Source organism: Micromonospora sp. WMMA1363, from assembly GCF_030345795.1.
Classification (GTDB): Bacteria; Actinomycetota; Actinomycetes; order Mycobacteriales; family Micromonosporaceae; genus Micromonospora.
In genome coordinates this window covers 5,198,156-5,222,479 of record NZ_JAUALB010000001.1, presented here as the reverse complement: position 1 = coordinate 5,222,479, position 24,324 = coordinate 5,198,156, and the positions used below count along the sequence as shown (strand labels likewise).

The following is a 24,324-nucleotide window of genomic DNA, read 5'->3' as shown; positions in this document are numbered from 1 at the left end:
GCAGCGGGCTGCGCGACCGGCCCTCCTAGCACACGTTGGCTAGGGCGCCCCGGACCCGCCGACAACGGTCGAAATCCGCGCCAGCTTTGGGCATGCTGCGACAGTGGGAGTCCACAGTGCGGGCGGAGGGTTTGTCGTGGCGAGCTTTCGGTGCTCCTCGTGCGACCGGGAAATCAACCCGGCCGTCCGCTGCCCGCACTGCGGGACGGAACAGCCACAGTGGCTCGAAGACCTGGCCGGCATCGAGCGATCCATCGCGGACATGAAGGCACGCGATGCGGAAATTGTCCGCGAACAGCGGCAGATCGCCGCCAAGATGCAGGCCGCGCTCTTTCAGCGGGACATCCTCGCCCACGCCGGCGAGGAGCGGGGCAGGCAGGCCCCCCGCCCGCACCGGGTGCTGCGCCGCCGCCCCGGCCGTCGCCAACCGACCACCGCCGCGCCGCCCTGGGTGCCGCGCCAGGGTACCCCGGCCGGGCCGGCCGAGCCGCCACCACCGAGCACCGGCATCTGGCTCGATGTGGACGACCCGGAGCACCCGCCGGAGGCGTCCAGCCGCGAGGTGCAGAACATCCCGCTCGGGCTCGGCGCGCTGCTGCTCGGCGTTGCCGCGGTGGTCTTCGCCGCGGTCGCCACCAGTTCCATGGACGCGCTCGCGCGGTTGGGCGTGCTGATTCTCGCGACCGTGCTGATGCTGCTCGCTCCGCCGGTGTTGGCCCGCCGTGGGCTGACCTCCACCGCGGAGACCGTCTCCGCCGTGGGCCTGCTCCTGGTGCCGCTCGCCGGATACGCACTGTGGACGGTGGACCGAATCGGCAACGGCGGCGCCTCGGGCGCCGTGGTTGCCGGGGTGATCTTCGCGGTGACCGCCGTGGTGTCGTTCGGGTACGCCGGCTGGACCGGGCTGCGCGCTCCGCGGTTCGCCACCGTGTTGGCCGCCCAACCCGTGCTGCCGCTGCTCGCCTACGACCGAGTCACCGGCTCGACCGGCTGGGCGGTGGTGCTGGCCCTGGTCGCCCTTCTCGACCTCTGGCTGGCCGGCTCGCCGGTCACCGTCGGACAGCCGGTCCGACGGAGCCGGTCCGCACCGCCCGCGGCATCGGACCCGCCGGGCACGCTCGACCAGGGACGGCCGGAGGGCATCGCGCCGCGCCAGCGCCAGGGCGAGGGCCGGCCCGAGGGGGCCCCGGAGGAGACGGACGAGGTGCTCACCGGCCCGGTTCCGGGTCGCGGCGTCCCTGCTGCCGGTCCGGTGCCGTGGCTGCGCGAGTTGACCTTCGGGCTGCACTGCGTCGCGGTCACGGTCGCCCTCGCGTTCGCCGTCACCGCGCTGCTGCCGGCGACGGCCGTACCAGCCGCGACCGGGGCCGGCCTCGCGCTGCTGTTCGCCGCCACGGTCGGCCTCGCCGGGACGCTGGTGCTGCGCCGGCCCCCGCTGCCCGACGTCGCAGCCGGCATCTTCACCCTCGCCGTGATCGGTGCACTGGGCCGGGTCGCGTCCGCGGCCCTGCCCGGACGGTCGCTGGTGCTGATCGCCGCCGTCATCGCGGTCACCGGCCTGGCCGTGCGCGCGGTGCCGGAGCCGGCCCGGCGCGGCCCGCAGTTCGCCTCCGCCATCGCGCTGGCGGTCAGCGGCGTGATGGTGGCCGGCGGCGCTTTGCGTGCCGGCGTGGCCCCGGTCCGGGCCGCGCTGCCCGCCTGGGCGGCCGACCTCGACCGCTACCCCGGGGAACTGGCGGCCGCGGCCGGCCCCGTCACCGGGCAGCTGGCCGCGAGCACCCTCCTACTCACGGTGGCCGCCCTGGTAGCCCTGCCGCCGGAGATCCGCCGGGAGTTCGCGGTGGTGGCGGCGGCGTTGACCGCGCTGGCCGTACCAGCCTCGTTCGGGCTCGGCTGGGCGGTGGCGCCGTGGCCGATGGTGCTCGCCGCGGTCGGCATCGGCTTGCTCGGCCTGTCGGCACAGACCGAGCGGGCGGCACTGGCGCACGCCGCGACCGCCACCGCGGTGGGCCTCGTCGGCGCGGGTGCCGGGCTGACCCGGCCCGCGCTGACCGCCGCGGTCCTGCTCACGCTGTCCGTGGTGGGTGTGCTGGTCGCCGTGGCGCCCCGGATCCGGCTCGTCCCCGCCCCAGCGGACACCGTGTCGGCCTGGGCTGCCGGGGGTGCGGCATTCGCGCTGCCGGGGGCGGTGGTCGCCTTCGTCGCGGCCACCGCACCCACCAGCCCGGTGCTCACCCCGGCCGATCTGCGCGAGGTGACTGTTCCGGTGCTGGCCGCGGGCTTCCTCGCGGTCTGCGTCACGCTCGGGTACGCGGCCATCGTGCAGGTCTCGCAACGGCACCTGCCGGCCCCGCTGGCGGTCGGCGCGGGACTGGGCGCCCTGGCGGTCGCCGCTGCCGCTTTCGGGGCGCCCGGCACCACCACCGCCGACGCCTGGGTGGGCGCGCTGCTACTGGTCGCCGCGGTGCTGTTGCTCCTCGCACCATCCATCGACTCCGGCCGACGCTCCGACGTCACCCTGGACGGGTCCGACCTGGCCGCCGCGGCGGTGGCCGCCGCGCTGATCGCCACCCTGGTCCGGAACGCCGCCGTGATCGCGCCAGGCCGGCCGCTGGCGGTGGCGGCCGGACTGGTGCTGGTCGTCGCCGTGGCCACTCGGGCCCTGCCCGAGCAGTGGCGGCGCGGGCCGACAGCCGGTCTCGCCGTGGGTGGCCTGCTGATCGGGGCGCTGGCCGGCTGGTCGGCGCTACGCGGCGGCATCGGCGTCCTTGCCACGCCCGGGCCGATCTGGTTCGGCGACTTGACCGAATGGCCGGCCGCGCCGACCGGTGGCTCGACCTGGCAGGCGCCGGTCGCGCTGGTGCTGTTGGCCGCCGCCGCCGCGGTTCTGCTGCCCCCGCCTTGGCGGTACGACGTGTCCGGCGCCGCCGTGGCCCTGGCCACGATCGGCGCGCCCGCCGCGTTCGCGCTGCCGTGGTGGTCGCCGGTACTGGTCGGCGCGATGGTTGCCGCCACCTACGGCATGGCGGCCGTGGCCTCCGTCGAGCCGCGGGCCGCGAGCTCCCGGGCCGTCGTCGCCGGTGTGGTGGCGCTGCACGCGGCCGGGGCCGGTCTGGTGCGGCCGTGGACGACCGCGCTGGCTCTGGGCGGCATCGCGCTGATCGGCGTCGTCGTGGCGGCGCTGGCCCGCACACTCGCCACACCGCAGGCCGACCAGATAGGCGCCGAGGGGATGCCACCGCCGGTGGACCAGGTCGGCACCGAGGGGATGCCACCCCACCTAGCCCAGATCGGTGGCGCCGCGGCGGGTGCCGCGCTGTTCGCGCTCCCCGGCGCGGTGGCCGCCCTGGCCGCCGAATTCGATCGCTCGCCGCAGGTGGTGCTGACCGCCGCGCTGCTCGCGTCCAGCATCGGCCTGACCGCCGTTGCCGCCGCCCGGCAGCAGGTGTCGCAGTACCTGCCGTGGGCGAGCGCCGCGCTGGTCGGCGGCGCCATGGTGAGCGCCCTGTCCGCCGTCCCCACCGGCCTTCCGGTCGGCGCCTACGCCGCCGCCGCCGCGCTGCTCGGTGTCCTCGCCGAGCTGGTCCGCAACGCCACCGAACCGCCCGCTGGTTCGGCGGCGCCGACGCGTCGGTGGTCGGTGCTGCTCGACGGTGCCCGCCGCCGGCTGCCGGAACGGGCTACCCGCCGCTGGCGGGTCAGCCCGGCCGCCGGAGCGCTCGCCGCTGCCGCAGTGCCCACGGTGCTGGCGCTGGTCTCCCTCGGGCCCACCCTCTACGTGGCGCTGGTCGAGCCGCAGCGCACCCTCGGCCGGATCTGGCAGGGGCCGACGGCGGAGCTGCTCGCCCCGCCGCCCGGGGCGGTGGATCCGACGCACGTGTTCACCGCGCTGCTGTTGACCGCGACCGCCGCACTCGCGGCCGTCGGATTCAGCGCCGGCCGGCGCAGCCGGGCGGTACCGGTGGTGTTGCCCGGCGCGGCGGTCACGCTGCTCATCACCCCTGTGGCGCTGGACGTGGGTTGGCCGGCGAGCACCCTGGCCGCCCTGGCGGTTTTCACCATCTCGATGCTCGGACTGGCGCTCACCCCGCCACCGGCGCTGGTCGAGCGTGCCCGTTCGCTCCGACTGGCCCGGATACTCGTCTTCGTCATCGGCATGGCTGCCGGCGGCGCCGGGTTGGCCGGCGGCCTCGCCACCCGGGAGATGACCCTGTTCACCCTCGGCGGCGCCGTTGGTGTCGGCACGGTCGCCGCGCTCGTCGGCACCACCCAGCGGGCCCGCATCCTCGGCTGGCTGTTCGCGTCGCTCATGGCGCAGCTCCTCGCGCTCACCGCCGGTCTGGTCGCCGGCCTCGCCCCGGTCTGGTCCGCCTTCGGCGTTCTGGCCGTCGGCGCGGCCCTGCAGGTGTTCGCCGCCGCCCTGCCCCGCCTACGCCGCCCACAGGCACAGCGCGAGGCAGCCACCGTGGAGTGGAGCGGGCACGCCGCCGCGCTGATCGCCCTGGCTCTGGCCTACGACTCGCCCCGGCACATGGCCACGTTGCTCGCCGTCTGGGGCGCCGTCCTCGGGCTGGCGGCGGCCAGACCCGGCCGCCGGGCGGTGGAACGCCGGATCCTGCTGTGGGCGGTGGTGGGCTGCGAGGTCACCGCCTGGTGGATCCTCATGCGGGCGGCCGAGGTGGCGCTGCTTGAGGCGTACACGCTGCCACTCGCCGCGCTAGCCCTGCTGGTCGGCGTGTCGGAGTTGCGCCAGCGCGCCGAACTGAGCAGCTGGGTGGCGTACGGGCCGGCGCTCGTGACCGCCTTCATCCCGACGCTGGCGATCGTGCTGACCACCGACTCCAGCACACTGCGGCAGGTCCTGCTCCTGCTCGGTGCGGTGGCGGTGCTGGTCTTCGGTTCGATGAGCCAGCAGCAGGCGCCCGTGATCGTCGGTGCGGTGATCACCGCCGTTACGGCGGTCTACGCGCTGTTCAGCCTCGGCCCTTGGCTCGCGCTGATCCCCGTCGGGATCCTGCTGCTGGTCCTCGGCGCCAGCAACGAACGCCGCCGCCGCGCCCAGGAACGCCTCCAATCCGCCCTGCGCAGCATGCGATAGACACCCGCCCGACCACTCGCCGGTCGTGCACTTCCTGCCCGGACAGGAGCCAGCAGGCACGAACCACAGACCGAAAGTGCAAGATCGGCAGTCGGGATGGTTCGGGGCCGGAATCAGGAGAGCGAGGCGCGGAGTGCGGCTTCCTTCTCGGCGACGAGCTGTTCCAGGGCGGCCTGGTAGGCCGACATGCGGTCAAGCAGGGCGCGATCGTTCGCGGCGAGGATGCGAACGGCGAGCAGACCCGCGTTGCGGGCGTTGCCGATCGACACCGTCGCCACCGGCACCCCGGCCGGCATCTGCACGATGGAGAGCAGCGAGTCCATCCCGTCCAGGTACTTCAGCGGCACCGGGACACCGACCACCGGCAGCGGGGTGACCGAGGCGACCATGCCCGGCAGATGCGCGGCACCGCCCGCCCCGGCGATAATCACCTTCAGGCCCCGATCGGCAGCGGCGCGCGCGTAATCGATCATCTTTGTTGGGGTACGGTGCGCGGAAACGACGCCGACCTCGTACGGCACTCCGAACTCGTCGAGCGCCTCGGCGGCGGCCCTCATTGTCGGCCAGTCCGAGTCGCTTCCCATGATCAAACCGACCGTCGCCACCGAACCCGCCTCCTCGTTCGCGACCGCGGGGCTCGCAAGCTCACTCCTCACGCCCACCGGTGCCCTCTCGCAGCCAGCGGGCCGCCCGAGCCGCTCGCGCCCGCACCTCCTCCAGGTCGTCGCCGAGCGCCGTGACATGCCCAATCTTGCGGCCCGGTCGCACCTGCTTGCCGTACAGGTGCACCTTGACGCCGGGCTCGGCCGCGAAGAGGTGGTGCAGCCGCTCGTCGATCGACATGCCACCCGACTCGCCACCGAGCACGTTCGCCATCACCACGACCGGCGCGGTCAACGACGTGTCACCCATCGGGTAGTCGAGCACCGCCCGCAGGTGCTGCTCGAACTGCGACGTGCGGGCGCCCTCGATCGTCCAGTGCCCCGAGTTGTGCGGACGCATCGCCAGCTCGTTGACGACGAGCCGGCTGCCCGTGGCGGCCGACGGGTCGGCGACCTCGAACAACTCGACCGCCAGCACACCAACCACGCCGAGGGCGGTGGCGATGTCGATGGCGAGTTGCTGGGCGGCGACGGCCAGATCCTGCGGCAGGCCCGGCGCGGGCGCCAACACCTCGACGCAGATGCCGTCCCGCTGCACGGTCTCGACCACCGGATACGCTGCGACCTGCCCGAACGGTGAGCGGGCGACCTGCACGGCAACTTCCCGGCGCAGCGCCACCCGTTCCTCGACGATGAGCCCGGTCCCGCCGGCGAGCAGCGTGGCAGCCAGCTCGGCGGCCTGCGACGCGCCCTCCACCGGCCACACGCCCCGGCCGTCGTACCCGCCGCGCGCCGCCTTCACCATCACCGGCCAGCCGACCTTGTCACCGAAGGCCACCAGATCGGCGGGGGCCGTGATCGGCCGCCAGGCGGGGTTCGGCGCGCCCAGCGCCCCGAGGCGTTCGCGCATCGCCTGCTTGTCCTGCGCGTGCACCAGCGCCTCCGCCGGCGGGAAGAGCTTCACGCCCTCCCGGGCCAGGGCGGTGATGTGCTCGGTCGGGACGTGTTCGTGGTCGAAGGTGACCACGTCGCAGCCCTTGGCGAAGGTGCGCAGTGCGGCGAGGTCGGTGTGGTCGCCGAACTGGACGTCGGCGGCCACCAGGGCGGCACCGTCGTCGGGGGTGAGCGCGAGCACGCGCAGCGACTGGCCGAGGGCGATCGCGGCCTGGTGGGTCATCCGGGCCAGCTGGCCGCCGCCCACCATACCGACGATGGGCAGACCGGTACGGGAATCCATAGCGGCGCCAAGCCTATCCGGCCTGCGGTACCGTCCCGCCGCCGGCCAGCCCCGTCGGGAGTCGCCCGTCGCCGGTCAGCCTGCCGACCGGCCGGTGAGCTGCGCCACCAGGTCGTCGACCTCGGTCACCGGACGTTCGCAGACGAACCCCCGGCAGGCGTACGCGGTGGGCCGTCCCCCGACCATTCTCCGGTCGGCGAGCAGCGGCACACCCGGCTGGTCCGGCTGGCCCGCCACGACCACAGCACCGGGCGGGGCGTGCCGATGCGCGGCACTGACCAGCGGATCCCCGGTCGGGTCGCCGGTGGCTACCGCCACCTCGAACGGCCCGGAGAGGAGCGCCTCGCCGACGCCGGCCGCGTACCCGGTGAAGCGGGCGTGCCGGGCCACGAGCGGCGCCACGGTGGCCAGCGCCGACTCCGCCGCCTCCCGGTAGCGGTTCTGACCGGTCAGCGCCGCGTACGCGACCAGCGCCGCGACGATCGCCGACCGACCGGACGGGGTGGCGTTGTCGGTCGGGTCGGCCGGCCGGGTCACCAGTTGCTCCGCGTCGTCGGCGGTGTCGTAGAAGGCGCCGTCGGGGGCGGTGAACCGCTCCAGCGCCACATCGACGAGCTGCCCGGCCAGGGTGAGCCACCGCCCCTCCCCGGTGAGCTGATGCATCGCGCAGAACGCCTCTGCGACGCAGCCGTAGTCCTCCAGGACGCCGGCGGACTCGCCGGCCCGGCCGTCGCGTGAGGTACGCCGAAGCCGCCCGTCCACCAGGTGAACCTGCGCCAGGTGCTCGGCCGCGTCCCGCATCGCCCCGTCGGCGACGATCGTGACGCCCTCCATCAGGTTGGCGTCGTCGCCCGGCGCGTCCTGCGCGTACCCGGCAGCGACCTGCTGGAACTCGGCGATAGCAGTGATCGCGAGGCCGTTCCACGCGGCCACCACCTTGTCGTCGCGGGCCGGCTGGGGACGCCCATCGCGGGCGGCCAGCAGCCGGCTCACCGCTGTCTGCCAGCGCCCCCGAATCGCCGGATCGGCGTCGTCGACGTCCCGGGCCAGCCGCAGGACGCTCGTGCCACGCTCGAACGAGCCCGTCTCGGTAACGTCGAACAGGTCGGCGGCCCACGCGCCGTCGTCCTCGCCGAGCACCTCGACCAGTTGGGCGCGCGTCCAGACGTAGGTGAGCCCCTCGACCCCCTCGGTGTCCGCGTCCAGGGCCGACGCGAAGCCCCCGCCGGGCCGGTGCAGCTCATCGGCGAGGAAGCGGGCCGTGTCCCGGGCCACCCGCCGGGCCACCGGGTCACCGGTGAGCCGCCACAGGTCCGTGTAGACCCGCAGCAGCAGCGCGTTGTCGTAGAGCATCTTTTCGAAGTGTGGCACTGTCCAGTGCTCATCGACGCAGTAGCGGGCGAAGCCCCCGGCGAGCTGGTCGTGGATGCCGCCGCGGGCCATCGCCTCGCAGGTGTGCCGGACGATCTCCAGGCTCCGTTCCGAGCTGGTGCGTTGGTGGTGTCGGAGGAGGAAGAGCAGGCTCATGTGCGGCGGGAACTTGGGCGCACCGCCGAAGCCGCCATGGGCCTCGTCGTACTCCTTGGCGAGCTGGCCGGCGGCGGAGTCGAGCAGCGCGGCGGTGAGCGGGGCGGATGGGCCGCCGACGGCCTGGGCGCCGCCGATCGCCTCGACCACCGCGGCCCCCTGGCGGAGTACCGCGTCCCGCTGGTCCCGCCAGGCCGTGCTGACCGACTCGAGCAGGCGGACGAGGTTGGGCTTCGGGAAGTACGTGCCGCAGAAGAAGGGGGTGCCGTCCGGGGTGGCAAAAACGGTCGTCGGCCAGCCGCCCTGCCCGGTCATCGCCTGGGTGGCGGTCAGGTAGACGGAGTCGACGTCCGGGCGCTCCTCCCGGTCCACCTTGACGGCAACGAAGCGCTCGTCCATCAGGGCGCCCACCTGCTCGTCCTCGAACGACTCGTGGGCCATCACGTGGCACCAGTGGCAGGCCGCATAGCCGACCGAGATGAACACCGGCACGTCCCGCCGCTTCGCCTCGGCGAATGCCTCCGCGCACCACGGCCACCAGTCGACCGGGTTGTCCTTGTGCTGGAGCAGGTAGGGACTGGTGGCGTCAGCGAGTCGGTTCACCCGATGACCATAACCAGCCCCGACCGTGCCCGCCCGGCCGCCGGCGGCGTTCGTATGCGCCCATCTGGATCGGGGTGGGCGTTTCCGATTCGCGGCGACACCGCCGATGTGTCGACTTCCGCTCCGGTCCGCCCCCGCCACGCCGGTTCCCGCCGCGGATCGCCACTGGCAGCGTGGCCGACACGGATCAGGAGGCGTCGTCGGCGCGAAGGGGAAGGACATTCGGGCGGGCGCCGTCGAGGAGCCTGCCGAGGACGGCGCCGATCCTGTCGGCGGGCATCGGCTTGAAGAAGTGGTAACCCTGCGCGGCGGTGCAGCCCAACTCGGCCAGCGCCGCCCGCTGCTCGGCAGTCTCCACACCCTCGGCGACCACACGCAGCCCCAGTTCGTGGGCCAGTCCGACGGTGGTCCGGACGATCGCCGCCGCCTCCGGCGAATCCGCCATTCGGATCACGAAGGACCGATCCACCTTCAACTCATCGACCGTGATCCGGGTGAGAAAGGTCAGCGACGAGAAGCCGGTGCCGAAGTCGTCCACCGCGAGCTGCACGCCCATCGCGCGCAGGGTGGTGAGCACGTCGTCGATGACCTTCAGCTCGCTCATCACCACGGTCTCGGTGATCTCCAGCACCAGGCGGTGCGCCGGCACCTCGTGCCGGCACAGCGCGTCCGCGACCTCCGCCGGCAGCCGGGCGTCGAGCAGACTGCGGGCCGAAAGGTTCACCGAGATCGGCACGTCCAGCCCCGCCCGGTTCCACTGGGCCGCCACGGCAAGCGCCTTGTCCAGCACGTACCGGGTGAAGCTCCCCAGCTGCTCGCTGTTCTCCACCGGGCGGATGAAGTCGTGCGGGTTCAGCCAGCCCCGACGTGGGTGCCGCCAGCGGATCAGCGCCTCGACACCGGTCGGCGCCCCGGTCGCCAGGTCGACCGCCGGTTGCAGGGCCAGCACCAGTTGGTCGTCGGCCGCGAGCGCCTCGCGCAGCTCCGCCAGCAGGGCAAGCTGGTCGGTGCTGGCCGCGTCCCGCGTCGAGTCGTACGCGGCGACGCTGCCGCCGCCCTCCTTGGCCTGGTACATCGCGATGTCGGAGCGACGCAGCAGCTCGGTCATGTCGGCGGTGCCGGCATCGGCGACCACCACCCCGACCGAGACCTCCACCGACATCCGTACGCCGGCCACCTCGGTAGGCGTGGCGAGCAGCTCGGCGATCTTTCGGGCCCGGCGCAACGCGTGCGCCATCGGCGCGGTGCGGTCCCCGATCTCCGGGACCGATGTCAACAGGAGCGCGAACTCGTCGCCACCGAGCCGGCCGAGCAGGTCCCCGCCGCCGGTCAACCCGCCCAGCCGGCTGGCGGTCAGCCGCAGCAGTTGATCGCCGGCGGCGTGCCCGAGAGTGTCGTTGACCTCCTTGAACTGGTTGACATCCAGCAGCAGCAGCGCAACCGGGTGATCGTGCGCGAGCTGCCGCAGCGCCTGGTCGCCCCTGCTCAGCATGGCCGCCCGGTTCACCAGGCCGGTCAGCGCGTCGTGCACCGACTCGTACGACGAGCGCGCCGTAACCAGGCGCAGCTCACGGTAGGTCGCCGCGTCGTGCAAAGCGGCCGCCAGGGCGTCACCGAACGCGGCGACCGTGTCCCGCTCGCGGTCGTCCGGAGGCGCCGAGCGGGGGAGCCGGATCCGGAGGTGGCCGACCTGGACGGCTCCGACGGTGAGGGTGCGGGTCAGCTCGTGTTCGTCCGCCGTGGCGGAGTCGGGCGGGCCGACCTCCCGGTCGACCACCCGGCCGCCTGCGTCGCCCCGGTAGCGCCACCACCGGCCGTCACCACGGGCTACGGTCACGTCGACCCGTTCGGCGTGGAAGAGCGTCAGCGCGCCGCTCACCGCCGCGGCCGCCACGCCCCGCTCGTCGAGCTGGTTGAGTGCGGCCGTCGCCTCGGCGAAGACGCGCCAGGTGCGCCGCTCCTGATCGACGTGCAGCCGGTGCCGATAGGTCTGCTGGAGCAGCCACAGCGGTGGTGGCAGCAGCAGCAGCCAACGCGGATCCAGCTCCACCAGGGCGGCCATGACCAGCCCCACCACGACGTTCCCGACGAACATGAGCAGCTTGCCGCGCAGCGCGGGGACCAGCACCGTCCCGAGCCCAATGCCGTGGCGCAGCGTGCGGCCGACGCTACCGAGCCAGACGCTGACGAACAGGTATGTCATCGCGCCCGCGATCACGGCGACCGCGAGGGCGGGCGTCGGCGCGGCCAGCAGCGGCCGGCCGAGGGCCCGGGTAACCGACACGGCCAGGGCGGTCGCCGCAGTCAGTGAGGCGGCGATCCGGACGATCTCCAGCGCCGGCCGGCGCTCCCCGAACAGGGACATCCCGGTCCAGGCGAGCCCGACGCCGAGCAGGGTGGCCGCCGGGAGCCAGCCGGCCGGCACCTGGTGGAGGCAGATGATGAGCGCGGCTTCGCCCCAGGTGATGCTGACTGTGCCGGCGGCGGCCCGGAAGCGGAGCCGGGCCAGTTGGGCGAACGCGAAGGCGGCGACGGCGAGCCCGAAGCGCGCCGGTCCGCCGAAGGGATCGTCAGCCGGTAGGCCGGTCGGAAGGGTGAGCCCCACCACGGCCGAGACCAGGGCGGTCACCGCCACCGCCGCGGTGAGCACGAGCAGCCGTCCGGACGAGTCGCGGGGGTCGACCCGCGGCTCCCCGGCCGGGACGGACGTCACCGACCCGCTCCGCCGGCGGGCCGGGCGAGGGTACGAAGGGCAGCCGCCGCGGTGCTGGTCATCGGCGCCCCCTCCCGCGCACGGTCGAAGAGACTTTCGCTCCCCGGCGGAAGGCTAAGCCAATACCGGTGACCGCAACAGGGGGTGACGACCTGCTCGGACGTGAATCATGCGGTGACTAACCGTTTCGGTGCTGCTGGAGCCTGTTGGGCGGGTTCGGCGAGGAATCATGCACCCCCGTGCCGTCTGTCGGATCAACGACCGCCGAGTCAGCCTGCTTGACGCCGGCCGGCCCGGCCTGCCCAGGGAACCGGTCGGGCAGCCGGCGCAGTCGGGTGTTCATGTTGCGGATCAGCAGGACGGTGGCGGTGGCGAGCACCAGGATCAGGAAGAGGCCCATCGGGCCGGCCAGGCCGCCCGTGCGGGTGTCCCCGAAGTTGTTTTGGGCGAGCACCTGGGCAGCGGTCAACATGGCGTTCCTCCGATGAGTGGTTGATGACCAGCGTAGTCCGGCGGCGGATCAGCGGGCATCGGCCGTCTCCCGCACTCCGGCGAAGAGGTCCGACTCGGGCAGCGGACTGTCGACCAGCGACCGGACGAGCTGGAAATCTTCCGTCGGCCAGGCCCGCCGTTGCAACTCCATCGGGACGTGGAACCAGAATCCGTCCGGGTCGATCTGGGTCGCGTGGGCGCGCAGCGCGTCATCGCGGACCGGAAAGTAGTCCGCGCACTCGACCCGGGTGGTGATCCTAGGACCTTTGTCCGGCCGGTCCTCCCACCGCTTGAGCCACTCCCCGTACGGCGATTCGCTGCCGGTGGCGAGCATCGCCTCGTGCAGGGCCATGATCTTGCCCTTCGAGAAGCCGATGTCGTAGTAGAGCTTGAGCGGCTGCCAGGGATCGCCGAGTTCCGGGTACCGACCCGGGTCACCGGCGGCTTCGAAGGCGGCCATGCTGATCTTGTGGGTCATGATGTGGTCGGGGTGCGGGTAGCCGCCCTCCTCGTCGTACGTGGTCACGACGTGCGGGCGGAACTCGCGCATCAGGCGCACGAGCGGCCCCGCGGCCTCGGTCACGTCCAGGCGGGCGAAGCAGCCCTCCGGCAGCGGCGGCGGCGGGTCTCCCTCGGGGAGGCCCGAGTCCACGAACCCGAGCCAGGCCTGCTCGACGCCGAGGACAGCCCGGGCCGCGTCCATCTCGGCGCGACGGATCTCGCCGATGTTCGCCCAGACGTCCGGCCGGTCCATCTTCGGGTTGAGCACGCTGCCGCGCTCGCCGCCGGTGCACGTCACGACCACGACGTCCACCCCCTCGGCCACATATTTCGCGGTGGTCGCCGCACCCTTGCTCGACTCGTCGTCCGGGTGTGCGTGGACGGCCATGAGTCGCAGTCGGTCTGCCAACGTCGGCGCTCCTAGTCTCTGCCCCGGGCCCGCGGGCCGCCCGGCTGACGTGCCGGAATACTTCCCCCGTGCCGGAACCTACCGGCACACACGCGCCATGTGTCTACCCGCCATGTGTCTACCCCGCCATGTGTGCCGCTCCCGGGCGGCTGGGAGAATGGACTCTGCCATTCTTGCCGATGCCCCCGACAACGACGCCAGGAGATACCCGCCGGTGAGCGAGACGCACACCACAGTTCCGTCCGACGCGCCGGTCTTCCCGCCCGGCCGGTACGGGCGGCGCCGCGCGCCCGGCCGTCGCCGTCCGGTGCTGGCCGGGCTGCTGGCGCTCGGCCTGGTGGCGGTCCTGGGCCTGGTCACGGTCCGGCTCTACGGACAGCACGGCGGCCCGGAGTACGACGCCACGGTGATCACCTACACCGGAATCACCGACACGCAGATACTGGTCGACTTCCGGGTCACCGTGCCGCCGGGCGGGTCCGCGGTCTGCGTGCTGCGCGCCCGGGACCGGGCCGGCGCCGAGGTGGCCCGGGAACAGGTCAGGGTCTCCGCCCGCCCGGGTGAACGGCAGGTGACCACGCAGCATCGGCTGGCCACCAGCGGTCGCCCCTTCATCGGCGAGGTCCTGCGCTGTCGGCCTGTGGCCTGACCTGCCACGACCGCCGGGTCCCGGGTCGGCCAACCCGAGTCGGCGCCGAGTAGGTGATCACTGACACACGGTGTCGGTGGGCACTGGTAACTTGGAAGTTCACTTGTCAGCCAGCACGCACTACTGAGGAGACCGCCTGTGTCCACTGGAAACGAGGCGCCCGCCACCTGGCTGTCCGAGGAGGCGTACGACCGCCTCCAGGCGGAACTCGACGAGCTGATCGCCAACCGGCCGGTCATCGCCGCCGAGATCAACGCCCGGCGCGAGGAAGGCGACCTGCGGGAGAACGGCGGGTATCACGCCGCCCGCGAGGAGCAGGGTAAGGCGGAGGGGCGCATCCTCTATCTGAAGGAGCTGCTCCGCACCGCGCAGGTGGGCGAAGCGCCGACCGCAGACACGGTCGCACCCGGCATGGTCGTGACGATCTACTTCGATGACGACAAGGACGACACCGAGCGCTTCCTGCTCGGCTCGCGCGAGATCTCGTCGACGACCGACCTGACGGTATACAGCCCGGAGTCCGCCATCGGCAAGGCCATCCTGGGCTGCCGCACCGGCCAGACCTGCACCTACACCGCTCCGAGCGGCGCCGACATCAAGGTGACCGTGGTCGCCTTCGAGCCGTTCTCCGGCTGAACACGCCCGTCCTTCCGACGCGTCGGCGCCCCACCCGGGCGGCGACGCGTCGGCGTTTCCGGGCGTCGACGCGGCATGGCCGCCTGGCGCCCCACCGGCGGCGCGCCACACCGCCCCGGCGTCACGCCGCACAGGCGACGACCACCTGGTAGCCGCTGGTTCGCAGTGCGCTGATCAACATGTCCGAGTGTTCCACGCCCCGGATCTCCACGCTCAGCGCCACCTCGACCTCGCCGAGTCGCAGGTGTGGGTTGGCCCGCTGGTGCTCGACGTCCACCACGTTCGCCCGGTGTTCGGCGATCTCGCTGAGCAGCGAGGCGAGTTGACCGGGCCGGTCCGTGCAGCGAACGGTGATCCGCAGGTAGCGGCCGGCCGCCGCCAAGCCGTGCTCGATCACCCGCAGCATCAGCAGTGGGTCGATGTTGCCGCCGGAGAGCACCGCCACCACCGGGGCTTCCACCTCGACCGCGTTGGCCAGCAGCGCGGCCACCCCCACCGCGCCGGCCGGCTCGACCACCTGCTTCCCCCGCTCCAGCAGCATCAACAGCGCGCGGGAGATGTCCTCCTCGGCGACCGTCACGACCTCGTCGACGAGCTTGTGCACATGCGGGAAGGTCAGCTCACCCGGCCGGCCGACGGCGATGCCGTCCGCGATCGTGCTGAACGACGGCAGGCGGACCGGTTCGCCGGCCACCAGCGAGGGCGGAAACGCGGCGGCGCTGGCGGCCTGCACGCCGATCACCCGGACGGCAGGCCGGAGCGCCTTCACCGCGACCGCCATCCCGGAGACCAGGCCACCGCCGCCCAGACCGGTGACGATCGTCCTCACCTCCGGGCACTGTTCGAGGATCTCCAACGCCACCGTGCCCTGCCCGGCGATCACGTCCGGGTGATCGAATGGATGGATCAGCGTCGTCCCGGTCCGCTCGGCGAAGGCCTGCGCGGCCACCAACGACTCGTCGACGGTGTTGCCGACGAGTTCGACCTGAGCGCCGTACCCCTTGGTGGCCGCCACCTTGGGCAGTGGCGCGTTCACCGGCATGAAGACGGTGGCATGCGTGCCGACCAGCCCGGCGGCGAGGGCGACGCCCTGGGCGTGGTTGCCGGCGCTGGCCGCGACCACTCCGTTGGCCCGTTCCGCCGCGGACAGCCGAGAGATCCGCACATAGGCCCCGCGCACCTTGAACGAGCCGGCGCGCTGCATGTTCTCGCACTTCAGCCAGACCGGCCCGCCGAGGCCCGCGGTGAGCGGGCGGGAGGGTTCGAGCGGGGTGGTGCGGACGACCCCGGCGAGCAGTTCCCGCGCGGCTCGTACGTCGTCCAGGCTGACCAGTTCCGTCATACCCCGATCGTGCCATTCGGCGCGGCCGGCATCGGCGGCGACGTCACCGGAGACCAGGTCGTTTGGGGTGGCGGCAGGTTGGACGATCATGCGGCGGTCGGCGAGCCTGTTCCGACGCGGGGGTAGCCGGGGGCGTGCCGGCTCCACGGGGCCTGCATCTCGAACTGGCCGGCCACCCCGAGCAGCAGCAGCTCGCTGCCGGGCGGGCCGACGAGCTGCACGGCCACCGGCAGGCCGTCGGGACGGCGGCCGACGGGGACCACGATCGCGGGCAGCCCGGCGATGTTCCACGGGGCGGCGTACGGGGCGTACCGGATGTTGGCCACCATGTTCGCCCGCCAGGAGCGGGCCGACCAACTCGTCGCCTCCGGTGGAACGGTGGCCAGGGCCGGGGTGAGCAGCAGGTCCACCGAGCGGTCGGTGAAGAAGCCGATCGAACGCTCGCGCCAGGCGGCCCGGTCGGCTTCCCGCACGTACCCCCGGCGCTGCGCCCACTCCCCGAACGCGACGTGCCGGCGGGTGCGCTTCTGCAGGCCCCGCCGGTCCCTGCCGGCGGACCGGACGTCGGCGGCGGCCGCGGCGAACCAGGTCGCGGCGCCCCGCAGGCCCAGCGCGGTCGGGTAGACCGGGTCGGCCGGCACGGTGTCGTGTCCGGCGGCGGCGAGCAGCCGGCCGGCCGCGGCGACGGCGTCCCGGTTCGGTGCGTCCGGCGCGACGCCCCGAAGCGGCGAGCGCAGCGACACCCCGACGCGCAGCCGCTGCGGTGGCACCAGCTTCTCCTGCGGCCGGCCGGCGAGCACCTGGAAGCCGACCGCCGCGTCGGCGACTGTCGTGGACAGCATGCCGTGCTCGGTGAGGCCGAACCAGTCGTCCGCGCCGAGTCGGCAGGGCACCACGCCGCGGCCGGGCTTGAGGCCGACCAGTCCGCAGCAGGCGGCCGGGATCCGGATCGATCCGAGGCCGTCGTTGCCGTGGGCGATCGGCACCAGCCCGGCGGCCACGGCCGCCGCAGAGCCGCCGGAGGAGCCGCCGGGGGTACGCCCGAGGTCCCAGGGGTTGCGGGTGACCGCGGTCTCGTCGTCGGTGACCGCCCACAACCCGAGCTCGGGCATCCGGGTCACCCCGAGAATCACCGCGCCGGCGCCCCGCAGCCGGCGGACCACCTCGTGGTCGGCCTCGGCCACCGGGGTACGCGCGGCAGCCGACCCGTTCCAGCTGGACAGCCCGGCGACGGCGGTGTTCTCCTTGACCGCGACCGGCACCCCGGCGAGCGGCAGGTTCGCCAGGTCCTCCTGCTCGTCGACCTTCTCCGCCTCGGTGACCGCCTCGCCACCCCGGACCGCGCGGAAGGCGGCCATCTCGGGGTCGACGCGGGCGACGTGGTCGAGGTGGTCGGCGATCACCTGGGTGGCGGACACGTCGCCGCGACGTACGCCCCGGGCGATCTGCTTGGCAGTCGCTCCCACCCAGGTCGGCATGATGTCCTGCACGGCCACCCTCCCCAGCCCGCGGTCAGCCCAGCGCCTGCTCCAGATCGGCTAGCAGGTCGTCGACCGTCTCGATGCCGACAGACAGTCGCACGAGATCGCCGGGAACTTCAAGCGGCGAGCCGGCGGCACTTGCGTGTGTCATCCGGCCCGGATGCTCGATCAGGGACTCGACCCCGCCGAGCGACTCGGCGAGCACGAAAAGCTTCGCCTGGTTGCAGATCCGCACGGCATGGTCCTCGCCCCCCACCGCCCGGAAGGAGATCATCCCGCCGAACCGGCGCATCTGCTTCGCGGCCACCTCGTGGCCCGGGTGCGACGGCAGGCCGGGGTAGCTGACCTGACCGACCTTCGGGTGCGCGTCGAGGTACCCGACGATTCGCTCGGCGTTGTCGCAGTGCCGGTCCATCCGCACGCCGAGGGTCTTGATGCCGCGCAGGGTGAGCCAGGCGTCGAACGGGCCGTTGATCGCGCCCATCGCGTTCTGGTGGTACCGCAGTTCCTCGCCGAGCCCGGCGTCGGCGGCGATCAGCGCGCCACCGACCACGTCGGAATGTCCGCCGAGGTACTTGGTCGTCGAGTGGACGACGACGTCCGCACCGAACGCGATCGGCTGCTGAAGGTACGGCGAGGCGAAGGTGTTGTCCACCACCAGCAGCGCGCCGGCGTCGTGCGCGAGCGCCGCGCAGGCGGCGATGTCGGCGATGCCGAGCAGCGGGTTGGTGGGGGTCTCCAGCCAGACGATCCGGGTCCGGCCGGGCTGGATGGCGGCCCGGATCGCGGCCGGGTCGGACACCTTCGCCGGGGTGTAGTCCAGCCCCCACCGCTCGGCGACCCGGGCGAAGAGCCGGTAGGTGCCGCCGTACGCGTCGTCGGGGATGACCACGTGGTCGCCCGGTTTGCAGACGGTCCGCAGCAGGGCGTCCTCGGCGGCGAGGCCGCTGGCGAAGGCGAGCCCGACGGCGCCACCCTCCAGCGCGGCGAGGCACTCCTGGAGTGCGTCCCGGGTCGGGTTGCCGGAGCGGCTGTACTCGTAGCCCTGGCGGGGCGCGCCGACGGAATCCTGGGCGTACGTGCTGGTCTGGTATATGGGTGGGATCACCGCGCCGGTGCGGGCCTCGGGTTCCTGACCGGCGTGGATGGCGAGCGTCTCGAAGCCGTGACTCATTCCCGGAACGTTAGTCGTCGTGCCCTTCCCGTCGGATGGAACCCACCCTGCGGATCGCAGCGCACTCCGGGCCACTGGTTTCAACGGCGCGCCCGGCCCTAGCCTGGTGCGGTGGCGGGGTGCGTGTTCTGCGGGATCGTGGCCGGCGAGCTGCCGGCGTTCCGGGTGGTCGACGAGCCAAGCGGGGTGGCGTTCCTGGACACCCGGCCGGTGTTCAGGGGGCACCTGCTGGTGGTGCCGCGCCCCCACCTGGTCACGTTGGCGGACCTGCCGCCGGAGGCACTGGCCGGATACTTCGGGCTGGTCCGGCGGCTGGCGACGGCGGTGGAGGCCGGCCTGGGCGCCGGCGGCACGTTCGTGGCGATCAACAACCGGGTCTCCCAGTCCGTGCCGCACCTGCACACCCACGTGGTGCCGCGCACGAAGGGCGACGGCCTGCGCGGCTTCTTCTGGCCCCGCACCCGCTACGCCGACGACGACGAGGCGACCGCCTACGCCGACCAGATCCGCGCGGCGCTCTGATCGGGCGACCCTTCTTGGTAATCTTGATATCTCCGGCTCGGTGGGAGCTTCTTGCCAAGATCGTCAAGCGGGTCGGGCGTAGCGTGTGATCCAGAGGTGCGGAATCACCTCCTCGTCTCCGAGCGATGTGAAGTTCAGGGATTCGTAGAGCCGGCGGGCCGGCTCGTTGGTCCGGCCGGTGGCGACGAGGACGCGACGGGCACCGGCCCGGGTCAGCGCCGCGCCCACCAGAGCCCGTCCGACGCCACGCCGGTGAGCGGCCGGGTCGACCACCAACCGGTCGATGTCCAGGGTCGTGCCGTCCTCGGCCCAGGCGATCGCCCCGACGAGCACCGGTCGAACATCGGCCCGCCCGGCGGCGTCGCCTCCCGCTGGCTGACGGGTGAACGCGGCAAGCCAGTGCAGGGATGCCGCGCGCAGGTCGGCCAGGGTCTCGTGCAACGGCGGGATACGGTCGTCGCCGATCAGGGCGGCCTCGAGAGCGTACGCGGCGCGCTGCACCGCGAGCAGTGACCGGGCCAGCGCCTCGTCGAGGTCCGGCCGGACCTCGACGATCACCGGCACACCCCCGGTCCGGTCCATGCCTGCGCCACCTCCTCGAACAGCTCGGCGCCCTGCCGGGTGACGGCGCCTCGGCGCGCACCGACTCCCAGGTCCGCAGCGGCGATAGTACGTCCGCTGGGTCTCTCGACCTGCCCGGGTGGCGACGAGCCCGCCTGAATGTGGAGGCGGCGGGTAAGGAAGACGGTCTTGCCGGCGTTGCAAGCCGGTGAGGGTACGAAAGGAGTCCCACCGTGTTCCTGCGCCGCATGAAGGCCGAGATGATCTCCGCAGAGCAGGCCCTGCCCGGCCGACTCATCGCGATGCCGGTCGCCGACCGGCACGAGGTGCTGGGTAGCCCGCTGAAGGGCCCGTTCCCCGAGGGCGCGCAGGTCGCCGTGTTCGGGATGGGCTGCTTCTGGGGCGCCGAGCGGCTGTTCTGGACCCTGCCCGGCGTGATCACCACCTCCGCGGGCTACGCGGGCGGCTACACGCCGAACCCGACGTACGAGGAGGTCTGCTCAGGCCGCACCGGGCACGCCGAGGTCGTCCAGGTGGTGTACGACCCGACGACCATCAGCTACGAGGACCTGCTCAAGGTCTTCTGGGAGAACCACGACCCGACCCAGGGGATGCGCCAGGGCAACGACGTGGGCACCCAGTACCGGTCGGCGATCTACGCGACCACCGACGACCAGCTCGCCACCGCCCAGGCGTCCCGCGACGCGTTCGCGCCGATCGTGGCCCGCGCCGGCAGGGGCGAGATCACCACGGAGGTCGACCGGCTCGGCGACTACTACTTCGCCGAGGACTACCACCAGCAGTACCTCGCCCCGACCAAGAACCCGAACGGCTACTGCAACCACGGCCCCAACGGCCTGAGCTGCCCCGTCGGCATCGCCCGCACCGGCAGTTGAGAAGCGGAGGGTCTGCGACCTACCGTCGCAGACCCTCCGCCATCCACTACCGACCGTTGTGGAGATCAGAACTGGTCGGTGCCTCGTTGGCATCGGTGGTGCGGGACAGGCCCTCGCCCTAGCGACCACGGAGAGTTGCGGACAATTCAGTTCCCGTCGCCGTCGGACAGGACCTCAACACAGTTCGGACTTGAGCTGGCACACCGGTTCGGCTTCTTCTGTATCATGAATTCGATGATCCTCTTTCTTTCGTTCGCCGGCCGCCGTCCGCGACCGGTCTCCTACCGGGGTGGTTGGCTGAGGTGGAGAAGGTCGTGGGCGACCAGTTCGCCGTACGCGTCCGCCCACGGCCAACACCGCTTCGCGGTGCCGCAGACCGGACAGCGGCCGTCGCGCTGACGGCGCTCGGCGAGGGTCCGCCACCACCGGTCAACCGTCACCTGCACCGGCCGCCCGCCCGTCACCGCATAACCCGGATCACGATGGCGGCAACAACGATCAACACCATGACCGTCGCCAGCACCTTGTGCCTGACCGCGACCGGCAGGGGCTCCGGGGAATCGTCCGACGGCCGCGCTGGCCGGCGCACCCGGTCACCGTCCGGCACCGGGGGTGCGCCATGCGGATCGGGGTACGCGCGCACCTCGGCGGGGCTGGCGTCGTCGGCCATCACAGCGCCCGCAGTCCCGCTAGTACAGCCTCCAACACGTCATCGTTGAACTGAGGCGGATAGACGACGCGGGCTCGGCCGACAGCGCGCCCACCGGACAGCAGCCGCTCAAGCTCCCCCTCGGACACCGGGGCGGTCACCGCCCGGTACTCGGGTTTGATCACGCCAGCCAGCGCCACCCGGCGCTGTCGCTGCGGTAGTTGCGCTACGGCTGATGGCATGACTGGACTCCCGATCGGTGGGACGTGGACAGGGCCGCCCCCGCCTTCACCCGAGGGGGGCCCACTACCGGCACGGGCCGCCGGGCCTTCGGGTCGCCTCCACCGACCGCGCCGTGTGCTTTCAGCCTGCGATCAGGGGACTACGCTCGGAAGGAGGTCGATGCTTTCGGAGGCTTTCATCAGGGGGACCCGTGGAGGATCTCGGCGCGCAGCTCCGGCAGGCTCGTACCGAGGCCGGCGTCACGCTCGCCTCGGTGGCCGCGCGTACTTGCTACTCGGCGTCGCACCTGAGCAACGTCGAGGCTGGACGGCGAGCGGCGACCCCTGACATCGTGCTCGCCTACGCGCGAGCGCTTGGGGAGGGTGACGTGAACCGTCGACAGGTGCTCGGCTTGGCGGCCGGCGTCGTCGGCCCGGTCGTTGCCGGCGAGCTGATCCGAGCCGGCTTCAGCGCGGCGCTCCACGGCCGGACCGCCGAGGACGACTGGCGCGAGCGTGTCGACCAGTACGGCCGCGATTACATGGCCGTAGGCGCGGCGGTCCTTCAGACCCGCCTCGCGAGTGATCTCGTGATCCTTCAGCAGCACCTAGACACGCCTGCCATGTGGTCGCACGCCGCGCGGGCGTTGGTCACCTACGGCAAGACCACGCCGAATCCGGCCGAGGCGATCCGTTGGTACGACCTGGCGGCGACGGCGGCTGACCGCTCCGACGATCGCGGCGTGCGCGTGTGGGTCCGGGGCCGAGCGGCTATCGCGCTTGCCTACGAAGGAGCGGCGCTGTCGACGGCGCGGCGGTACGCGGATCAGGCGGTCGCACTGTCCGATCGCCTCTCACTCGGTCGCGTCCAGGCGCTCATGGCGCGGGCACACGTCGCGGCCGGTCGCGGCGACCAGGCCGGGGCGGTCGCGCTCGACACCGAAGCGCGGCGCGTCTTCGATCACGCCGCGTCGCCCGACGGCGAAGTTTCCGACACGGCTGTCCCTCCGTGGCGAATGGCGACATTCCGCAGCATGTTGTACGCCCGCCTCGGGATGCCGGGCCCCGGCGGCGAGGCCCAGGAGGAAGCCGACCGGACGCGACCGGCGGGCCTCCCGCGCTTTGCTACCCATATCGAGCTGCATCGGGGCCTGACGATGGCGAAGGCCGGCGACAAGGCCGGCGGCGTCGCCTACGCCCGACGAGCGTGGGACGCGCTACCCGCCGAGCGGCGCTCGCAGAGCCTGGCGCTCATGCTCCGCGAGGTCGACCGGGCGTGACCCGGCCGACCCCGGCGGGTCCTCAGGCGGTCCCCACGGCCGGCGGGCGGGCGGGACGCCTGTGTCCAGGACGGCCGTAGACCGCTCGGGGGGTGTCCCTATGGGTTTTGTCAAGCCGCGAGGCGGGGTTCGTCCGCCGGTTTCGGCTGGTATGGGGTCTTGGTGCGCAGCATGGCGTGTAGGACGTCGACGCGGCGTCGGGCGAGGCAGATGAGGGCGGCGTTGTGTTTCTTGCCCTCGGCGCGTTTCCGGTCGTAGTAGGTGCGGCTGGTCGGGTCGGTCAGGGCGGCGAACGCGGACAGGAAGAACGCGCGTTTGAGCTGCTTGTTGCCGCCCTTGGGTGGGTGCTCGCCGCGGATGCTGGTGCCGGAGCGGCGGGTGACTGGGGCCAGGCCGGCGTAGGCGGCGAGGTGGCCGGAGGTGGGGAAGGTGGTGCCGTCGCCGACTTCGAGCAGGATGCGGGCTGCGGTCCTGACGCCGATGCCGGGCATCGAGGTCAGGACCCCGGCAAGAGGGTGCGCATCAAGCATCCCCTCAACCTGTTCGGCGACTTGGTCACGCTGGTGCAGCAGGTCACGCAGGTTGTCAGCCAGTCGCGGCAGGACGGTCTCGGCCGCCGCGGTGCCAGGCACGACGACGGTCTGCGCGTCGAGCGCGGTGAGGATCTGCGCGACCAGGCGTACGCCTATGCGTGGCGCACGCTTCTTGACCATCTCGACCAGTTTCGTCCGGCCGGCCTTGCGCAGCCCGGCTGGTCCACCGCACTGCGACAGCAGCTCCAGCACGGCTGGATGCTGCAGTTTCGGGCCCAGGACCCGCTCCAGCGGCGGGTGGATCTGGGTGAGCAGACCACGAATCCGGTTGGAGATCCGGGTGACCTCGCCGGCGAGGTCGTCGTCGTAGCCGACCAGGACTTCCAGCTCAGCGAGGGCGTCGTCGCCGGCGTCGACGCGGCGCAGCGTGTGCGGCAGGGTGCGGGCGGCGTCGGCGATCACGTAGGCGTCGCGGGCGTCGGTCTTCGCGGTGCCGGGGTGCAGGTCGGCCAGTCGGCGCATGACCAGGCCGGGCAGGTAGGCCACCTGATGCCCACACACGCGGGCCACCGCCACGGGCAGCGCGCCGATCGATGCGGGCTGGTCGACCACCATCAGGACCCGGCCGTGCCGGGCGAGCTTGTCGAACAGTTTCCGCAGGCCGGCCTCGGTATTGGGCAGCGTAGCGTCGTGCAGCCGCTTCCCTTCCGGGGTTAGCGCGACCGCATGGTGTCCTTCCTTGCCGACATCCAGTCCGATAAAGACGCCGTACTCGTCGTACAACGCTGTGCCTCCCCAACTGCTACCGTGGCTCGGCCGCTGGTCAGCGTCGGACTGCCGGCATCCACGTTACGAAGAGACCTACCCCGCACGCGGGGCGGCCGGGTCCCTATCAGCGGTCCGCCGACGCCACCCGGCCCGGCGACAACACCCCCCGGATCATGCGTACGACAGGGGCGGTTAGTCATACCGAGCCGGGCGACCGAGCAGTCCCCGGCTGGGGACGATCAAAAAGGTAACGGGTACTCCGGTCTAGGATCGCGCTCGCCGTCGTCTCAGAGGACGTCGCCCAGCTCGGCGACCGGCGCGGTACGCGGTACGCGGCGGCGTAGGTGGGCTGGCCTCCGACTTGTTACGGCAGGTCTGTTGCGTAGTCGATCAAGGGGCGGTCGAACTGGGGTTTCGTAGGGGGTTCGGC

The 24,324-nt window shown here is 72.7% G+C and carries 20 protein-coding genes; 6 read left to right on the top strand and 14 right to left on the bottom strand.

What is annotated here, in order from left to right; all coding sequences use genetic code 11:
- Window positions 1-136: 136 nt before the first annotated feature.
- On the top strand, window positions 137-5,098 hold the full coding sequence (locus QTQ03_RS24365; protein WP_289280070.1) for an SCO7613 C-terminal domain-containing membrane protein: 4,962 nt from the start codon (window positions 137-139) through the stop codon (window positions 5,096-5,098).
- A 113-nt stretch (window positions 5,099-5,211) separates the two neighbouring features.
- On the opposite strand, the gene purE is transcribed toward QTQ03_RS24365, so the two are convergent.
- The 6 genes from purE to mca all read right to left on the bottom strand — a co-directional run bounded on the left by purE (window position 5,212) and on the right by mca (window position 13,182).
- Window positions 5,212-5,703 carry a 5-(carboxyamino)imidazole ribonucleotide mutase gene (purE, locus tag QTQ03_RS24360; RefSeq protein ID WP_289280069.1) on the bottom strand — a complete coding sequence of 164 codons (492 nt, stop codon included), beginning with the start codon at window positions 5,701-5,703 and terminating at the stop codon, window positions 5,212-5,214.
- A gap of 40 nt (window positions 5,704-5,743) precedes the next feature.
- Entirely contained in the window at window positions 5,744-6,937 is a 1,194-nt protein-coding gene (locus tag QTQ03_RS24355; protein ID WP_289280068.1) for a 5-(carboxyamino)imidazole ribonucleotide synthase, read from the bottom strand.
- A gap of 75 nt (window positions 6,938-7,012) precedes the next feature.
- Entirely contained in the window at window positions 7,013-9,067 is a 2,055-nt protein-coding gene (locus QTQ03_RS24350) for a thioredoxin domain-containing protein (RefSeq protein WP_289280067.1), read from the bottom strand.
- Between the two features lie 187 nt (window positions 9,068-9,254).
- Window positions 9,255-11,780 carry a putative bifunctional diguanylate cyclase/phosphodiesterase gene (locus QTQ03_RS24345; protein WP_289280066.1) on the bottom strand — a complete coding sequence of 842 codons (2,526 nt, stop codon included), beginning with the start codon at window positions 11,778-11,780 and terminating at the stop codon, window positions 9,255-9,257.
- Window positions 11,781-11,958: 178 nt separating this feature from the next.
- Entirely contained in the window at window positions 11,959-12,252 is a 294-nt protein-coding gene (locus tag QTQ03_RS24340) for a hypothetical protein (RefSeq protein WP_289280065.1), read from the bottom strand.
- Between the two features lie 48 nt (window positions 12,253-12,300).
- The gene (gene mca / locus QTQ03_RS24335; RefSeq protein ID WP_289280064.1) at window positions 12,301-13,182 is read right to left on the bottom strand and encodes a mycothiol conjugate amidase Mca; all 882 of its coding nucleotides are present in this window, start codon (window positions 13,180-13,182) and stop codon (window positions 12,301-12,303) included.
- Window positions 13,183-13,396: 214 nt separating this feature from the next.
- Here mca and QTQ03_RS24330 point away from each other — a divergent pair, with 214 nt between their 5' ends.
- Together QTQ03_RS24330 and greA are read left to right on the top strand one after the other, a co-directional pair.
- Window positions 13,397-13,831, top strand: coding sequence for a DUF4307 domain-containing protein (locus QTQ03_RS24330; protein WP_289280063.1), 435 nt, complete (start codon window positions 13,397-13,399; stop codon window positions 13,829-13,831).
- Between the two features lie 138 nt (window positions 13,832-13,969).
- Window positions 13,970-14,467 (top strand): transcription elongation factor GreA, encoded by a 498-nt coding sequence (gene greA / locus QTQ03_RS24325; protein WP_289280062.1) that lies wholly within the window; start codon window positions 13,970-13,972, stop codon window positions 14,465-14,467.
- Between the two features lie 121 nt (window positions 14,468-14,588).
- On the opposite strand, the gene ilvA is transcribed toward greA, so the two are convergent.
- From ilvA to QTQ03_RS24310, 3 genes are all read right to left on the bottom strand, one after another.
- Window positions 14,589-15,809 (bottom strand): threonine ammonia-lyase, encoded by a 1,221-nt coding sequence (ilvA, locus tag QTQ03_RS24320; protein ID WP_289280968.1) that lies wholly within the window; start codon window positions 15,807-15,809, stop codon window positions 14,589-14,591.
- Between the two features lie 86 nt (window positions 15,810-15,895).
- Window positions 15,896-17,305 carry an amidase gene (locus QTQ03_RS24315; RefSeq protein ID WP_289280061.1) on the bottom strand — a complete coding sequence of 470 codons (1,410 nt, stop codon included), beginning with the start codon at window positions 17,303-17,305 and terminating at the stop codon, window positions 15,896-15,898.
- Between the two features lie 16 nt (window positions 17,306-17,321).
- Window positions 17,322-18,464, bottom strand: coding sequence for a cystathionine gamma-synthase (locus tag QTQ03_RS24310; RefSeq protein ID WP_289280060.1), 1,143 nt, complete (start codon window positions 18,462-18,464; stop codon window positions 17,322-17,324).
- Window positions 18,465-18,575: 111 nt separating this feature from the next.
- Here QTQ03_RS24310 and QTQ03_RS24305 point away from each other — a divergent pair, with 111 nt between their 5' ends.
- On the top strand, window positions 18,576-18,986 hold the full coding sequence (locus QTQ03_RS24305; RefSeq protein WP_289280059.1) for an HIT family protein: 411 nt from the start codon (window positions 18,576-18,578) through the stop codon (window positions 18,984-18,986).
- A 63-nt stretch (window positions 18,987-19,049) separates the two neighbouring features.
- Here QTQ03_RS24305 and QTQ03_RS24300 read toward each other — a convergent pair whose 3' ends face one another.
- A complete protein-coding gene (locus QTQ03_RS24300; protein ID WP_289280058.1) occupies window positions 19,050-19,568 on the bottom strand; it encodes a GNAT family N-acetyltransferase in 519 nt (172 codons plus the stop codon).
- A gap of 212 nt (window positions 19,569-19,780) precedes the next feature.
- Between QTQ03_RS24300 and msrA the strand changes: the two genes are divergently transcribed.
- Entirely contained in the window at window positions 19,781-20,443 is a 663-nt protein-coding gene (msrA, locus tag QTQ03_RS24295) for a peptide-methionine (S)-S-oxide reductase MsrA (protein WP_289280057.1), read from the top strand.
- A gap of 281 nt (window positions 20,444-20,724) precedes the next feature.
- On the opposite strand, the gene QTQ03_RS24290 is transcribed toward msrA, so the two are convergent.
- The 3 genes from QTQ03_RS24290 to QTQ03_RS24280 are packed head-to-tail and all read right to left on the bottom strand — an operon-like array spanning window position 20,725 to window position 21,334.
- Window positions 20,725-20,907, bottom strand: a complete 183-nt coding sequence (locus QTQ03_RS24290; protein WP_289280056.1) for a hypothetical protein — start codon at window positions 20,905-20,907, stop codon at window positions 20,725-20,727.
- Window positions 20,904-21,113 (bottom strand): hypothetical protein, encoded by a 210-nt coding sequence (locus tag QTQ03_RS24285; protein WP_289280055.1) that lies wholly within the window; start codon window positions 21,111-21,113, stop codon window positions 20,904-20,906. Before QTQ03_RS24285 ends, QTQ03_RS24290 begins: the two co-directional genes overlap by 4 nt.
- Window positions 21,113-21,334, bottom strand: coding sequence for a hypothetical protein (locus QTQ03_RS24280; RefSeq protein WP_289280054.1), 222 nt, complete (start codon window positions 21,332-21,334; stop codon window positions 21,113-21,115). The genes QTQ03_RS24285 and QTQ03_RS24280 overlap by 1 nt, the downstream gene beginning before the upstream one ends.
- Before the next feature lie 191 nt (window positions 21,335-21,525).
- Between QTQ03_RS24280 and QTQ03_RS24275 the strand changes: the two genes are divergently transcribed.
- Complete coding sequence (locus QTQ03_RS24275) at window positions 21,526-22,593, top strand: helix-turn-helix domain-containing protein (RefSeq protein ID WP_289280053.1); 1,068 nt, start codon at window positions 21,526-21,528, stop codon at window positions 22,591-22,593.
- Window positions 22,594-22,703: 110 nt separating this feature from the next.
- Here the strand turns inward: QTQ03_RS24275 and QTQ03_RS24270 are convergent, their stop codons facing one another.
- Entirely contained in the window at window positions 22,704-23,909 is a 1,206-nt protein-coding gene (locus tag QTQ03_RS24270; protein WP_289277638.1) for an IS110 family RNA-guided transposase, read from the bottom strand.
- Between the last annotated feature and the right edge of the window lie 415 nt (window positions 23,910-24,324).